General features: G+C 56.1%; 14 protein-coding genes and 1 pseudogene. 13 read left to right on the top strand and 2 right to left on the bottom strand.

Features of this window, described 5'->3' with window-relative positions; translation table 11 throughout:
• Positions 1-300: 300 nt before the first annotated feature.
• Positions 301-444: a hypothetical protein gene (locus RDK48_RS09275; protein WP_298997387.1), complete on the bottom strand. Its 144-nt coding sequence runs from the start codon at positions 442-444 to the stop codon at positions 301-303.
• Between the two features lie 596 nt (positions 445-1,040).
• Here RDK48_RS09275 and RDK48_RS09270 point away from each other — a divergent pair.
• The 13 genes and pseudogenes from RDK48_RS09270 to RDK48_RS09210 all read left to right on the top strand — a co-directional run bounded on the left by RDK48_RS09270 (position 1,041) and on the right by RDK48_RS09210 (position 12,592).
• On the top strand, positions 1,041-1,451 hold the full coding sequence (locus RDK48_RS09270; protein WP_022658757.1) for an NADH-quinone oxidoreductase subunit A: 411 nt from the start codon (positions 1,041-1,043) through the stop codon (positions 1,449-1,451).
• Positions 1,436-1,903 (top strand): annotated as a pseudogene (locus tag RDK48_RS09265) (NADH-quinone oxidoreductase subunit B); the annotation flags it as partial. The gene RDK48_RS09270 and the pseudogene RDK48_RS09265, both read left to right, overlap by 16 nt.
• 158 nt (positions 1,904-2,061) lie before the next feature.
• Entirely contained in the window at positions 2,062-2,640 is a 579-nt protein-coding gene (locus RDK48_RS09260; protein ID WP_298997393.1) for an NADH-quinone oxidoreductase subunit C, read from the top strand.
• Positions 2,637-3,755, top strand: a complete 1,119-nt coding sequence (locus tag RDK48_RS09255; protein WP_298997396.1) for an NADH-quinone oxidoreductase subunit D — start codon at positions 2,637-2,639, stop codon at positions 3,753-3,755. The genes RDK48_RS09260 and RDK48_RS09255 overlap by 4 nt, the downstream gene beginning before the upstream one ends.
• Before the next feature lie 11 nt (positions 3,756-3,766).
• Positions 3,767-4,759: an NADH-quinone oxidoreductase subunit NuoH gene (gene nuoH, locus RDK48_RS09250; RefSeq protein WP_022658761.1), complete on the top strand. Its 993-nt coding sequence runs from the start codon at positions 3,767-3,769 to the stop codon at positions 4,757-4,759.
• A 1-nt stretch (position 4,760) separates the two neighbouring features.
• Complete coding sequence (locus tag RDK48_RS09245) at positions 4,761-5,201, top strand: NADH-quinone oxidoreductase subunit I (RefSeq protein WP_298997407.1); 441 nt, start codon at positions 4,761-4,763, stop codon at positions 5,199-5,201.
• Entirely contained in the window at positions 5,201-5,725 is a 525-nt protein-coding gene (locus RDK48_RS09240; RefSeq protein WP_022658763.1) for an NADH-quinone oxidoreductase subunit J, read from the top strand. The genes RDK48_RS09245 and RDK48_RS09240 overlap by 1 nt, the downstream gene beginning before the upstream one ends.
• Positions 5,725-6,051, top strand: a complete 327-nt coding sequence (gene nuoK, locus RDK48_RS09235) for an NADH-quinone oxidoreductase subunit NuoK (RefSeq protein ID WP_022658764.1) — start codon at positions 5,725-5,727, stop codon at positions 6,049-6,051. Before RDK48_RS09240 ends, nuoK begins: the two co-directional genes overlap by 1 nt.
• Positions 6,052-6,062: 11 nt before the next feature.
• Positions 6,063-7,556: a monovalent cation/H+ antiporter subunit D family protein gene (locus RDK48_RS09230; protein ID WP_298997411.1), complete on the top strand. Its 1,494-nt coding sequence runs from the start codon at positions 6,063-6,065 to the stop codon at positions 7,554-7,556.
• The gene (locus RDK48_RS09225) at positions 7,553-7,804 is read left to right on the top strand and encodes a hypothetical protein (RefSeq protein WP_298997413.1); all 252 of its coding nucleotides are present in this window, start codon (positions 7,553-7,555) and stop codon (positions 7,802-7,804) included. The genes RDK48_RS09230 and RDK48_RS09225 overlap by 4 nt, the downstream gene beginning before the upstream one ends.
• Positions 7,797-9,587 carry a Na(+)/H(+) antiporter subunit D gene (locus RDK48_RS09220; protein ID WP_298997415.1) on the top strand — a complete coding sequence of 597 codons (1,791 nt, stop codon included), beginning with the start codon at positions 7,797-7,799 and terminating at the stop codon, positions 9,585-9,587. The genes RDK48_RS09225 and RDK48_RS09220 overlap by 8 nt, the downstream gene beginning before the upstream one ends.
• Positions 9,588-9,612: 25 nt before the next feature.
• Complete coding sequence (locus RDK48_RS09215) at positions 9,613-11,136, top strand: NADH-quinone oxidoreductase subunit M (protein ID WP_022658768.1); 1,524 nt, start codon at positions 9,613-9,615, stop codon at positions 11,134-11,136.
• 31 nt (positions 11,137-11,167) lie between these two features.
• The gene (locus RDK48_RS09210) at positions 11,168-12,592 is read left to right on the top strand and encodes an NADH-quinone oxidoreductase subunit N (RefSeq protein WP_298997416.1); all 1,425 of its coding nucleotides are present in this window, start codon (positions 11,168-11,170) and stop codon (positions 12,590-12,592) included.
• A gap of 86 nt (positions 12,593-12,678) precedes the next feature.
• Here RDK48_RS09210 and RDK48_RS09205 read toward each other — a convergent pair whose 3' ends face one another.
• A complete protein-coding gene (locus tag RDK48_RS09205) occupies positions 12,679-13,506 on the bottom strand; it encodes a nitroreductase family protein (RefSeq protein WP_298997419.1) in 828 nt (275 codons plus the stop codon).
• Positions 13,507-13,525: the final 19 nt, after the last annotated feature.

Raw genomic sequence — 13,525 nt, 5'->3', positions numbered from 1 at the left:
TTTAAAAGTTCGTGTTCACAAATTGGGCCAGAATTGCAGTCTGGTTTCATATATTCCTGACATGTAGAGTTCTGGTGGCTCCTGTACTGTCCTTTGAATATGCGTTGCCTAGGTGCGGTCACGTTCTGAGCGCTCAGGCGTTGAGCGGCAACTGGAAACCGTCAGCGAGGAGAGTGGCGTGGCGCAGCACCTAAATAATGACTGGTGGAATCAAGGCGGAATAAGTGGAAAAGTCCGGCAGGGAAGCTGCTGGATCAGCCTCCCTGCCGGACTCAGTGGAATATGCTTGGCGCGTGGCCTCTAGAATTTGTAGATAAAGCTCATGTTGACGTTCCATGCGTCCTGGGTGGTGACGCCGCCCATGCGTGCGCCGCTTGGGGTGGTGTACCCGCCCCAGACATCCTTGGACTGGTCAAGCCACAGGGCAATATAGTTGGCTTCCACCACAATCTTGAAGTTGTCGTATAAACGGACTGCGGCGCATTGGAGTTACCCCAATGCGCCTTTTTATATGTAGCCTCACGAGGGCTGGAGATATTTTTTATCTGCACTGGAACCTCGGTCTCTCAGTTGCCCGCAGGCGCAAGCCGCTGCTCAACAGAGTTCATTTTTTGCTGCGGCAACAGCCTGATCGCCATTCAGTCCTCTGTAATAAACGGTAGTTTTTATGAATTTTTGTGCTATTTTTATTAAAAAAATAGCACAGAGCTAAAATAGTAAATAATTTCAAATTGTTTAAAAGTTCTGAATGAACCACTTACAATCAGTGATTAAAATAAAATTGTTTTTTTCACTTTTTGTGACTGCACGCAATTTCAGATAAGTGATTAATGTGCTAATATGATTGAACAAAAAATTCCTTTAATTGTACTTTTTTGAACAGAAGCATGTATTTTTTTTAACAATTATTGACACAAACTTTCTGGAGGAGTAGTATTTAACTTAATTTATAAATTCACAAGCAACTGTTGTTTTAATTGTTTGTGGATTGATCAAGTATATCTTTTCGTAAATTTTATTCCTATTACAAGGAAAAATTTATGTCTAGCAGCGAACTTGTTGACATTGTCTACATAATGGCATTCTGCCTTGGCGGTATGAGCTTTGCTCTGGGGCCTTTTGTAATAGTTTTTTTTCTTGCCCCTCGCATCACTCGCAACACTGTGGGCAAAACCCGCCAGATTGTTGAGTGCGGCATTGACCCCATTGGCGATGCATGGATCAAATTCGGCGCGGTATACTATATGTACTCGCTGCTGTTCCTCGCATTTGCCGTTGATATTCTCTTTCTCTTCCCTGTTGCGGTTATCTACAACAAGGCTTCTCCCATCAGCGATTTCCTGACGTTCGCGGAAGTTTTTCTGTTCGTGGGCATTTTGTCCCTCGTCATTCTGTACGCGTGGAAAAAGGGAGTGTTCCAGTGGCAACGGAAAATATATTCGGATCGGTAGTCCACTTTTCGCGGCTGGATTCGCTGCTGGACATGTGCCGGGCCAATTCGCTCTGGCCCATGACATTCGGCCTTGCCTGCTGCGCCATTGAAATGATGGCGACCGGCGCATCCCGCTTTGATCTGGCGCGCTTTGGGGCCGAGGTGTTCAGGCCATCGCCCCGGCAGAGCGATGTGATGATCGTTTCTGGAACCATCAATAAAAAGATGGCCCCGGCTGTGCAGATCCTTTACGACCAGATGCCCGAGCCAAAGTGGGTCATCGCCATGGGCAATTGCGCCATTTCCGGCGGGCCTTTTGTGTATGAAGGGCAGTACGCCGTGGTGGAAGGGGTGGGCAAGCTTTTTCCTGTTGATGTGTTCATTCCGGGGTGCCCGCCAAGGCCGGAAGCCCTGATTGAAGGCATCCTGAAGCTGGAAGAAAAGCTCACAGGCACCCGGCGCTGGCCCGTGGTGACGCCCCCCGGGCTTCCCGGCCCTGCGGCGGCGCAGGCGGCCAGAATGCAGGCAGAGGCGCAAGCGCCCCCGGCACCTGCCGAGGATGCTGTGGGTGTCCCTGTGGGAGCCTCCGGGGATGCCAAGGCGGGCAACGAAGCAGGAGGGCATACGTCATGAACGCAGAAACCCTTGGCGCACAGTTGGCGGCCCTGCCCAGAGCCAGGGTTCGCGCCGCAGATCATGCCGCTGTGGGCTATGATCTTGATGTGGCGCTGCCAGAAAGCTCCCTGCTTGCCGCAGTGGGCATTATGGACGGAGCGGGGTACTTTCTTGAAGGAATGACAGGGGTAGACTGGCTTGGCGAATGCGAGGCCCTGCGCAAGGAGGCCGAAGCCATGGCCAAAAAGGCTGCCGAAGCCGCCGCTGTCAGTGCAGCGGACGCGACGGATACCAGCCAGGCCGCCCCACCTGAAGCCCCTGTGCAGGATCCCATATCAATGGAAGACGAGCTTGAAGTGGTGTACGACTTCAACCTCTATGCCGCCCGCCACAGGGTGTGCTTGCGGGTGCGCACGCCGCGCTCCAACCCGCAGATCCACACCATCGCCGAAATTTATCCCATAGCCCACTGGCACGAGCGCGAGATTCACGAGTTCTTTGGCATCGTCTTTATCGGGCATCCCTACCTTATCCCCCTGTTGTTGCCCGAAGACGCGGAATACCACCCCTTGCTCAAGGACTACAGCGCATGAACTATCTTGCCCAAAGTCCCACAGACGAGCGCTTTGTTCTGAACCTTGGCCCGCAGCACCCTGCTACGCACGGCGTTTTGCGCGTCAAGATGGTCATGGACGGCGAGTACATAGTGGAGGCCGAGCCTGTGCTTGGCTACATCCACCGCATGCACGAAAAAATGGCCGAAAACCGCACCTGGGCGCAGTTTATGCCCAATACGGGCCGCATGGATTACCTGCATGCCCTTGCCTACAACCACGGCTATGCCTGCCTGGTCGAGCGCGCCGCTTCCATTGAAGTGCCGGAACGCGCCGAGTACATCCGCGTCATCACCAACGAGCTGAACCGGGTTTCAAGCCATTTGCTCTGGTTTGGAGCTTTTGTGCTTGATCTTGGCGGGTTCTCGCCCCTTTTGTACGCTTTTGACGACCGCGAGCAGATTCTGGATCTGCTGGAATCCGTTACCGGGTCGCGCCTCACGTACTGTTACTTCCGCTTTGGCGGCGTGTACAACGATATTGACGATGCTTTTGTAACAGGTACGCGGGCATTTATTACGCGTATGCGCAAGCGTCTGCCCATGTATGATTCTCTTGTTTCCAAAAACCTCATTATCCAGCAACGCCTTGTGGATGTGGGGGTTGTGTCTGCCGAGATGTGCCGCAAATACGGCGCGACCGGGCCTGTGGCGCGTGGCGCGGGCATTGCCTACGACGTGCGCAAGCACGAGCCCTACGGCGTTTATGACCGCTTTACCTTTGACGTGCCTGTGTATGCCGAGGGTGATTCCATGGCCCGCTACAAGGTGCGCATGGACGAAATTGAACAGAGCTTGCGCATCATCGAGCAGGCCCTCGACCAGTTGCCGCAAGGCCCGGTTATGGCGGCCAAGGTTCCCAAAACCATCAAACCGCCCAAGGGCGACTATTACCATGCTGTTGAAACGGCGCGCGGTCTTCTGGGTATCCGCGCCGTCAGCGATGGCAGCGGCACCCCCTGGCGGCTCAAGTGGCGCACCCCCTGTTTTTCAAACCTGCTTGTTTTTGGCGAGGCGGGCAGGGGAATGCTGCTGCCCGATGCCCTGGCGCTGCTCGGCAGCCTTGACCTGGTGATTCCGGATATTGACCGCTAAGGAACACAGCCATGACGTTTTATTCCGAAATGCTGCGTCTTCTGGGGTATCTTGTAGGATTCCTTGTCTTTGTGGCGCTTAACGCGGCCTATCTGGTGTGGGTTGAGCGCAAGGTGGCAGGGCATATACAGCGACGCATCGGGCCCAAGGAAGTTGGTCCCTATGGCCTGCTGCAGCCGCTGGCGGACGGCTTCAAGCTCATGACCAAGCAGGTATTTATTCCCACGGATGCCGACGGCGTACTGTTCTGCCTTGGCCCCGTGCTGGTCATGACCCCGGCCTTCATGAGCTTTGTGACCATTCCCTACACCGAAGGGCTGGTGGCGCGTAACCTTAACCTGGGGCTGCTGGCCATTTACGCCTTTGCTTCGGTAAACGTGCTGGGCCTGCTGCTTGGCGCGTGGGGCTCGCGCAACAAATACGCCGTTATCTCTGCCGCGCGTGTGGTTTCGCAAAACGTGGCCTACGAAATCCCCATGCTGCTGGTTGTGGTGAGCCTTGTTATGGTTATGGGCACGCTCAACCTCAACGAAATTGTGGGCACGCAATCGGGCGGATTCTGGCACTGGAATGTGTTTCGCCTTTCGGCAAGCCCGCTCATGCCTGTTTCGTGCATCATCTTTTTCATCTGCATGCTGGCGGAGACAAATCGCGCCCCCTTTGACATGGCCGAGGCCGAAAGTGAGCTGATCGCCGGCGCGTTTACGGAATATTCGGGCATGGGTTTTGGCGTGTACTTTATGGGTGAATACGCAAACGTGGTAGTGGGTGCCAGCCTGCTGACTTTGTTGTTTCTTGGCGGATGGGATTGCCCGCTGGGGCTTTGGCCGGGGGCGCACTGGTTTGCCATTAAGCTCTACGCGGTCATTTTTACCGTAATCTGGGTGCGCTGGACATTCCCGCGCACAACCTTCTACGGCCTGCTGAACCTCTCATGGAAGGTGCTTATCCCCATTGCGCTCGTCAACCTCATCATTACCAGCGCGTTGCTCAAGGTGCTGTAGCATGAACGCATACTTTAAAAATATCTTTTCAGGCGGGTGGAGCCTCGTTGTGGGCATGGGCATAACGCTGCGCTATTTTTTCAAGCCGGTGGTTACATCATCCTACCCGCGCGAGGTGCTGCCCATAACGCCGCGTTACAGAGGCCATATCGACCTTGTATACGACCCGGAAACCGGCACGGACAGGTGCATTGTGTGCGGATCGTGCCAGAAAGCCTGCCCCTCGGGCTGCATAGAGCTTGCGGGCGAAAAACTGGATGGGGCCAAAAAGAAGACCCTCACGAGCTACAAACTGAATTTTACCAAGTGCAGCCTGTGCGGTATGTGCGTGGAATCGTGCCCCACAGACGCGCTGACGTTTTCTCATGACTACAATCTGGCCGGGTTTGACGAGGCGGAGTATCACTTTGACCTTGTACGGCGGCTCAAGGAGCGTCCCTGATGTCCAGTCATGAAACTATGCAAACGCTGGCTGAGGGCATTTTCTGGTTCTTTGTGCTGGTGACGTTTAGCGGCGCGGTGCTGGCGGTTTCGGCGCGCACTCTCATACGCCGCGTGGCAGGACTTGCCCTGTGCTTCACTGGCGTGGCGGGGATTTATTACTACCTTTCCAGCCCCTTTGTGGCCTTTATGCAGATGCTTGTGTACGTGGGCGCGCTGTGCGTCACCATTACATTCGCCATCATGCTGGCCGAAACATCGGACGCAAACCGCGCCCCGCGCCGCAACAAGCTGAGTCTTTTTCTGGGTGCTGCGGCCAGTTGCGCCATCACAGCGGCGCTTGTGGTGCAATCCATCGTGGCTCCCTGGCCGGAGACGCCCCCGGCCCAGATTGAGGGAACCATCGAGCGCATCGGGCAAGCCTTGCTGAGCACCTATTCCATGAGCTTTGAACTTATTTCCGTGGTTCTGGTGGTAGCCATGGTGGGGGCGCTCGCACTGGCCCGCCACGGGAGGGACAAGTGATGCACTACGCAAGCTTGAGTCAGTCTCTTGAAACCTATCTGGTCATCGGCGCGGTTCTGTTCGGTCTGGGGCTGTTCGGCATGGCCATGCGCCGCACGTTCATAGGCATGCTCATTGCGTCCGAGCTTATCCTCTGCGGGGCATCGGTCAACTTTATGGCCTTTGGGCGGTTTTGCGCGCCAGACACGGCAACCGGGCAGATCGCGGCGCTGTTTGTCATGGCCATCGCAGCGGCGGAAGCGGTAATTGTGCTTTCCATCATCATTGCGGTGTACCGGCTGTACAGATCTGTTGAAACGGACGCTCCGTCAGACCTCAAAGGTTAAGGGGAACACATATGGATATTGTTGAATCCGTCAGACCCCTGGCCGCCATACTTACAGCGTTGATCGGCGCATGCCTGATCATGCTGACGGGGCGTTGGCCCAACGTGCGCGAAACAGTTTCGTTTGTAACAGCGGTGGTCATGTTCTGCATCATCGCTTCCATGATCGGCGATGTTGCACCCGCGCCTATGGGGCTCGGTCACACGTTGCATCTTACGCTTTTTCCGATCCTGCCGGGGCTTTCGGTAAGCTTTCGGGCAGATGCGTTTTCCATGATATTTGCCCTTGTGGGCTCATTTTTGTGGATTATTACTGTTTTTTACGCGGCAGGGTACATGCGCGGCTTGAACGAGCATGCCCAGACGCGCTTCAGCGCCTGTTTTGCCCTGACGCTTTTTGGGGCCATGGGCGTGGCCTTTGCCGACAACCTGTTTACGCTCTACCTGTTCTATGAGGTGGTGAGCGTGTGCACCTATCCGCTTGTGGCCCACCATCAGGATGCCGAGGGCTATGACGGCGCGCGCAAGTATATTGTGTACCTGACCACCACGGCAAAAGGGCTGGTGCTGCCAGCCATGATCGTAATTTACGTGATCACGGGCAATCTGGACTTTGCCCACAACAGCCACACGGGCATTTTGTCTGCCGGGGCCAGCGATGCGCTGGCAACCGTGCTGTATGTCTGCTGCATTCTGGGTTTTGCCAAGAACGGAATCATGCCGTTCCACCACTGGCTGCCGGGCGCGATGGTGGCTCCCACGCCTGTTTCGGCCTTGCTGCATGCGGTGGCGGTGGTCAAGGTGGGCGTGTTCTGCACCACGCGCGTCATGCTCTTTGTGTTTGGCACTGATTTGATGAAAAGCCTGAACCTCGGCGTGCCCACGGCCTACTTTGTATCGTTCACCATTCTTGCGGCCTCCATCATTGCCCTGACCAAGGACAACCTCAAGGCACGGCTGGCCTATTCAACCGTGAGCCAGCTTTCCTACATCGTGCTTGGCGTGGCGCTCCTGACCGTAGACGGCATACAGGGCGGCATAGTGCATATCGCCAACCACGCATTCTCAAAGATAACGCTCTTTTTCTGCGCGGGCGCGATCTATGTGGCAACGCACAAAAAATGCATTTCTGAAATGAGCGGCCTTGGGCGCTCCATGCCCTTTACCTTTGCGGCCTTTGCCGTGGCCTCGCTTTCCATGATCGGCGCGCCGCCTGTGGCAGGGTTTGTGACCAAGTGGAAGCTGCTGGTGGGCGCTATGGAAATGCCCACGCATTCCATGGGCATATTGCTGGTGCTGCTGGCAAGTACGCTCCTGAACGTGGCCTACTTTGCGCCTGTGACCTACAAGGCATTTTTCGGCAAAAGGCCGGAAGGTGAAGAAACGGGCATTCGTGAAGCTCCGCTGAGCATGGTTGTGCCCATTCTCATAGCGGCTGGCGTTTCCGTGTTCATCGGCATTTACCCCGATGCCATCATGTCCTTCGTGAAGGTGGTGACAGGATGATAGTGAACATCATCGAATTTTTCCGCGCCCGGCTCAAGGCCACCATCCGTGTGTGTCTGGCAGTGCTGGCCGCGCTGGTGGTGTGGGACGCCCTGTTTGTTTCAAAAGAGCATGTGCACACCTTTGTGGAGCGCATACCCGGGTTCTGGGCCGCGTTCGGCTTTGTCGCCTGCGTTGTGATTATCATCGTTTCCAAGTGGTTCGGCCATTTGGGCATTATGACCCGCGAGGATTATTACGATGACTGAGCCATGGATTCACCCCTCCGCAGTTCTGTTGCTGGGCGCGGTAATTCTGCCGCTGCTGCCCAAGGCCCTGCGCCGGATCTGTATTGTGCTTGTGCCGGTGCTGGCCTTTTGCGCCGTGCTGCTCATGCAGGGGCACAATGGCGTATATGGCGTGCTGCCCTTCATGAAATGGCAACTCATATTCGGCAAGGTCGATGCGCTTAGTATGGTTTTTGCCTACATCATGACCCTCATGTGCGTGATCGGCTCCATCTACGGCCTGCATGTGGAAGAAGCTGCGCAGCATTCCGTCGCCTGGACCTATGTGGCGGGATCGCTGGGCGTCATCTTTTGCGGGGATTACCTGACGCTCTTCCTCTTTTGGGAGCTGATGGCCTTCTCCTCCGTATTCCTGGTGTGGTTCAGGCGGCGCAAGGAATCGCTGGACTCTGGTTATCGCTATCTGCTGGTGCACACTGCGGGCGGTCTGCTGTTGCTGGCAGGGCTTGTGCTGCGCTATCGGGCCACGGGCGATCTGACCTTCGGCCCCATCGGCGTGGCTGATCCGCAGCTCTACACCTATCTGATCATGGCCGGGTTTATCCTCAACGCGGCTGTGCCGCCCCTGCATGCATGGCTGCCCGATGCCTACGGCGAAGCCACGGTGACAGGCGCGGTGTTCATGTGCGCCTTTACCACCAAAACCGCCGTGTATGTGTTGGCGCGCAGCTTTGCGGGCATGGAAATTCTGGTGCCGCTTGGCGTGTGCATGGCCCTGTACGGCGTTGTGTACGCAGTGCTTGAAAACGACGCCCGCCGCCTGCTGGCCTACCACATCATCAGTCAGGTGGGGTACATGGTGGCAGCCGTGGGCATCGGTACGCCGCTGGCCATCAACGGTGCCTGCGCTCACGCTTTTGCCCACATTCTTTACAAGGGACTGCTGTTCATGGGCTGCGGCTCGGTGTTGCATATGACGGGCGTGAGCAAGTTCACCCAGCTGGGCGGACTGTACAAAAAGATGCCCAAAACCTTTGTGTTCACGCTGGTGGGCGGGCTTTCCATCTCGGCCTTTCCGCTGTTCAGCGGCTTTGTGACCAAGGCCATGATCGTAGCCGCCGGATTTGAGGCGCACAATTACTGGGCGGGATTTCTGCTCACCCTGGCCTCTGCGGGCACCTTCCTGCACACGGGCCTGAAGGTTCCGTACTTCATCTGGTTCGGCAAAAACAACTGCTCCAAGGAAACATGGGAGCGCGCGGGCGATCCGCCGCTCAACATGCAGGCGGCCATGGCTGTGGCGGCGTTTTTGTGCATCTTTATCGGCTGCTACACGCCGTACCTGTACGACATGCTTCCCTTCCCCGATGTGGCGGCGCAGTACCACCCGTACAGCGCGGCGCATATTTCTGAAACCTTGCAGATACTGTTGTTTACGGCCCTGGGATTCTTTTTGCTGCTCAAAAAGCTCACGCCCGAACCCACCATCAGTCTGGATCTGGACTGGTTTTACCGCATGGGCGGCAGGCTGTTCTACTGGTTTGCGCGCAAGCCCGTGCAGTCTGTGGACAATACCGTGGGCGAGGCCTGGAACCGGCAGGGCATAGTGCCGCTCATGCGCACGGCGCGCTTTTGGTCATGGTTTGACTGGCACTGCATTGATACGGTGGTTGACGGCACGGCCCGCAGCGTGCGCGCTCTTGGCGGCGTGCTGCGGCAGGTGCAGAGCGGCAGCCTGCAAATAAACATTATTTCCATGGCCGCAGTGGTGGCCCTGGTGCTCACGCTGCTGGCTCTTGTCTGAGCCGGGGTGAAAGGAGATCGCCACAATGGATTTTCTGAGCATGAACACCTTGGGGTATCCCATCCTCAGCATCCTTGTTTTTCTGCCGCTGGCAGGGGCTGTCATTGTGCCTCTGCTTCCGGGAGAAAACGGGGTGCGGGTGTGGACGCTGCTGGTCACTCTGGCAAACGCCGTCATTTCACTGCCGCTGTTTACGCGGTTCAACCCCACATCCGCCCTGTACCAGTTTGCGGAGCACCACCAGTGGATTGCGAGCTTTAACGTCAACTACACCCTTGGCGTGGACGGTATTTCGCTGCTGCTGGTGATGATGACAACGCTCATCATGCCGCTGTGCGTGCTCGGCTCGTGGAAGTACATTCAGAAACGCGTAAAGGAATTCATGATCTGCCTGCTGGTGATGGAAACATCCATGCTTGGCGTGTTCATGGCGCTGGATCTGGTATTGTTCTATGTGCTGTGGGAAGCCATGCTTATTCCCATGTATCTGCTCATCGCCGTGTGGGGTGGGCCGCGCAAGAGCTACGCCTCCATCAAGTTCTTTTTGTACACCCTGGCAGGCTCGGTATTTCTGCTGGTGGCCATTGTGGCCCTGTACATCAATCAGGGTACGTTCAGCATTCCCGCGCTCATGGGACAGCAGTATTCCGAGCGCTTCCAGTTATTGGTATTTCTGGCTTTTTTCATCGCTTTTGCCATCAAGGTGCCCATGTTTCCCTTCCACACATGGCTGCCTGCGGCCCATGTGGAAGCCCCGACAGCAGGCTCGGTGATTCTGGCCTCGGTGCTGCTTAAAATGGGTACATACGGATTTTTGCGCTTTTGCCTGCCCATCACGCCCGGCGCGGCTATCGGCCTGCTGCCTGCCTTGCAGTGGCTCTCGGTGGCGGGAATCCTTTACGGCGGCCTGACCGCCCTTGCGCAGCAGGACATGAAGAAGCTCATTGCCTACTCAAGCGTTGGGCACATGGGTTTTGTGACTCTGGGCATCTTTGCCCTTAACCAGCGTGGGCTTGAAGGTGCGCTGTTACAGATGATCAATCACGGCGTCACCACAGGGGCATTGTTTCTCTGCGTGGGCATGGTGTACGAGCGTTCGCACAGCCGCGAGCTCTCGGATGCGGCGGGGCTTGGCAAGTTCATGCCCATCTATGTGACGTACCTGACGTTTTTCTCGCTGTCGTCGCTGGCCTTTCCCGGCACAAACAGTTTTGTGGGCGAGTTTCTTATTCTTGCCGGGGCATTTTTCAACAACAAGATCGTGGCTGTCTGCGCCATTCCCGGCGCCGTACTGGCGGCTGCCTACATGCTGCGTATGTTGCAGCGGGTGATCTGGGGCGGCACCAACAACCCCGACCAGTCGCGCATGTACGATCTTGGCTGGCGCGAGGCCGTGACCCTGGCCCCGCTGCTGGTGTTTGTTTTCTGGATTGGGCTGGCCCCGGAACCGTTTTTGCGCGTCATGAGGCCCAGCCTTGACCATCTGCTGGCGCAGACCGGCTACCATGCCCCGAGCGCATTGGCCCTTGCTGAACTTATTGCGCGTTGATGAACCCCAAGCACAGACATAAGGCCTACGCATGAACGCACATCTTTTTGCACCGGAACTGGTTCTTCTTGCAGGGTGTCTGCTGGCATTTTGCATGACTCTGACGGAAGCCCGGACGCAAACCCTGCGCCTGCTGGTTCTTTGCGTTGGGGCAGCCTTTGCCGCCACATCTGTTCTTTGCCTTTTTGCCAAGGGAACCCTGTTTTACGGAGCCTACAGGGTAGACCTGTTTTCGCAGCTGGTAAAATGCGTGATGTCCATCGGTTTCACCCTGATGCTGCTTTTTGGGGCGGACACCAAGGGGATTTCTGTGCGTATGCGCCCGGAGTATTATTTCTTTCTGCTTACAAGCCTGCTGGGCCTGACTCTGCTTTCAAGCAGTGTGGAGCTGATCACCCTGTTCATCGCCCTTGAACTGTCTTCGTATTCGCTCTATCTGCTGGTGCCCATGCGCACCCCCTCGGACAGCATGCGCGCGCCCATGGAGGCGGCCATCAAGTATCTGCTCTTTGGCGTGACGGCATCGGGCATCATGCTCTTTGGCATGAGCTGGATTTTTGGCATCGCGGGCAGCACCTATCTTGACCAGATATTGCCCGCCATGAGGACAGCCGGATCACATGCCGCCCCGCTGGTGGGGCTGCTGATGCTCTTTTGCGGTATGTTCTTCAAGCTGGCGGTGTTTCCCTTCCACTTCTGGGCGCCGGATGTGTACCAGGGCGCATCCAACGACACCACGGCCTTTATCGCCTCCATACCCAAGATTGTGGCCGTGGCCGTGCTGGCGCGGTTCTGCGCCATGGCATATCCGGGCGAGGGGCACGTGGCGCTGCTGCTGACCGGGCTTTCCATAGCGTCCATGTGCTACGGCAACCTCACGGCGCTGGTGCAGACAGACGTCAAGCGTATGCTTAGTTTTTCAGGCATTGCGCATGCCGGGTACATACTTATGGGTATGGCGACCCTGCAAGGCTGGGGCATTGCCACGGCGCTCTATTATGCCACAGGCTATCTGTTTATGATGCTGGCGGCATTTCTGGTGCTGTGCGTGGTTTCGCCCGATGGGCGAAACCTGAGCGTCAAGGATCTGAACGGCCTTTCGCGGCGATCGCCCATGCTGGCCTTTGTGCTGGGCGTGAGCATGTTTGCACTGGCGGGCATTCCGCCCTTTGTGGGCTTTATGGGCAAGTTCATGCTGCTGACGGGCGCGTGGCGGGCTGGGCATACGGCCCTGGTTATCATTGCCGCCATCAACACAGCCATTGGCATCTACTACTATTTGCAGGTGGTGCGCGCCGTGTATACCGAGGCCGCGCAGCATGATGCGGAACCCATTGTGCCGCACGCTGGCGCGCGTATGGCGGGCATATGCCTTGTGGGGCTGGTTCTGGCCCTTGGCATTGCGCCTGAAAGCATGATCCGGCTGGCTACAGAAGCCGTGCTTGCCGCATGGTAGACTAGCAGATAAGCACGTAGCAGTGCAGAAAAACAAAAGTCAGTGCAACCGTTGTGGTCAGCACTGACTTTTGTTTTTCTGCTGCCCTACAAGGAAACGTGCCTGATTTTCGCGGCATCGTCGCGTTGCACCGTGCGGTGATAGCGAACCGCCGGATACCCAAAAAGCATTGCATAAAAAGGTGTTTCTGTATCCAGACCGAGAATGGGACGCAATTCTGGAGCGGCATCAACTGCAAATTTCAGGAATCCGCACCATGTTGTACCCAATCCGCTGCATTGGGCGAGCAATTCAAAATATGCCAGAGCCAGAGAAATATCTTGCAGAGGTGTGCTTGCGGTCGCTGCCGCAGAGACAACAAGCAAGTGCGGCGCGCCTCTAAAAATTTCATCTACTCCCTGTTGCCGATAGGCTGCCACAGCCGCCGATAAAAAATCTGGCATCAACTCATTGCATTCTATTTTGTTCTCAATTGATTCAATCACCCTGATGCGTAGTTTTTGCATTACACTGCGGTCATCTACCACAGCAAAACTCAAGGTGCGATCATTACAGCCTGTTGGTGTATTTGCCAGCGTGGCGAGAAGATCATCAATCATTCTGGCTGGTACATTTTCCGTACTGTACTGGCGCACACTGCGCCGTCCCCGCAACAGTGTGTGCATCTGGATTGCTGCGGGTATTTTTTCTGCGCTCAGTTCAATGCTGTTCTCTGCCTTGAGGCCAAAGATGCTTACAGCCCCCGTCGGGCATACGGCCAGGCAATGCTGACATTCAAGGCAGTTTGCCTCCAGTATGGGCGAAACCCACGGCAAACCGCCAGAGATGGAAATTATATGGCGAGGACAGTCGTCTATGCATGCATTGCACTGGACGCACTTTTGTGGATCAACTGTAAAATGTAACTTTTTCATGGCTATGTCCTTTGATGCG

This window comes from uncultured Desulfovibrio sp. (assembly GCF_902477725.1).
Taxonomy (GTDB): Bacteria; Desulfobacterota; Desulfovibrionia; order Desulfovibrionales; family Desulfovibrionaceae; genus Desulfovibrio.
This window is presented reverse-complemented; position numbering and strand designations above follow the sequence as displayed.

Bases quoted from the DNA above. Each gene is read 5' to 3' on its own strand.
- RDK48_RS09270 (WP_022658757.1), top strand. From the start codon at position 1,041: ATGTCTAGCAGCGAACTTGTTGACATTGTCTACATAATGGCATTCTGC.
- RDK48_RS09260 (WP_298997393.1), top strand. From the start codon at position 2,062: ATGAACGCAGAAACCCTTGGCGCACAGTTGGCGGCCCTGCCCAGAGCC.
- RDK48_RS09255 (WP_298997396.1), top strand. From the start codon at position 2,637: ATGAACTATCTTGCCCAAAGTCCCACAGACGAGCGCTTTGTTCTGAAC.
- nuoH (WP_022658761.1), top strand. From the start codon at position 3,767: ATGACGTTTTATTCCGAAATGCTGCGTCTTCTGGGGTATCTTGTAGGA.
- RDK48_RS09245 (WP_298997407.1), top strand. From the start codon at position 4,761: ATGAACGCATACTTTAAAAATATCTTTTCAGGCGGGTGGAGCCTCGTT.
- RDK48_RS09240 (WP_022658763.1), top strand. From the start codon at position 5,201: ATGTCCAGTCATGAAACTATGCAAACGCTGGCTGAGGGCATTTTCTGG.
- nuoK (WP_022658764.1), top strand. From the start codon at position 5,725: ATGCACTACGCAAGCTTGAGTCAGTCTCTTGAAACCTATCTGGTCATC.
- RDK48_RS09230 (WP_298997411.1), top strand. From the start codon at position 6,063: ATGGATATTGTTGAATCCGTCAGACCCCTGGCCGCCATACTTACAGCG.
- RDK48_RS09225 (WP_298997413.1), top strand. From the start codon at position 7,553: ATGATAGTGAACATCATCGAATTTTTCCGCGCCCGGCTCAAGGCCACC.
- RDK48_RS09220 (WP_298997415.1), top strand. From the start codon at position 7,797: ATGACTGAGCCATGGATTCACCCCTCCGCAGTTCTGTTGCTGGGCGCG.
- RDK48_RS09215 (WP_022658768.1), top strand. From the start codon at position 9,613: ATGGATTTTCTGAGCATGAACACCTTGGGGTATCCCATCCTCAGCATC.
- RDK48_RS09210 (WP_298997416.1), top strand. From the start codon at position 11,168: ATGAACGCACATCTTTTTGCACCGGAACTGGTTCTTCTTGCAGGGTGT.
- RDK48_RS09205 (WP_298997419.1), bottom strand. From the start codon at position 13,506: ATGAAAAAGTTACATTTTACAGTTGATCCACAAAAGTGCGTCCAGTGC.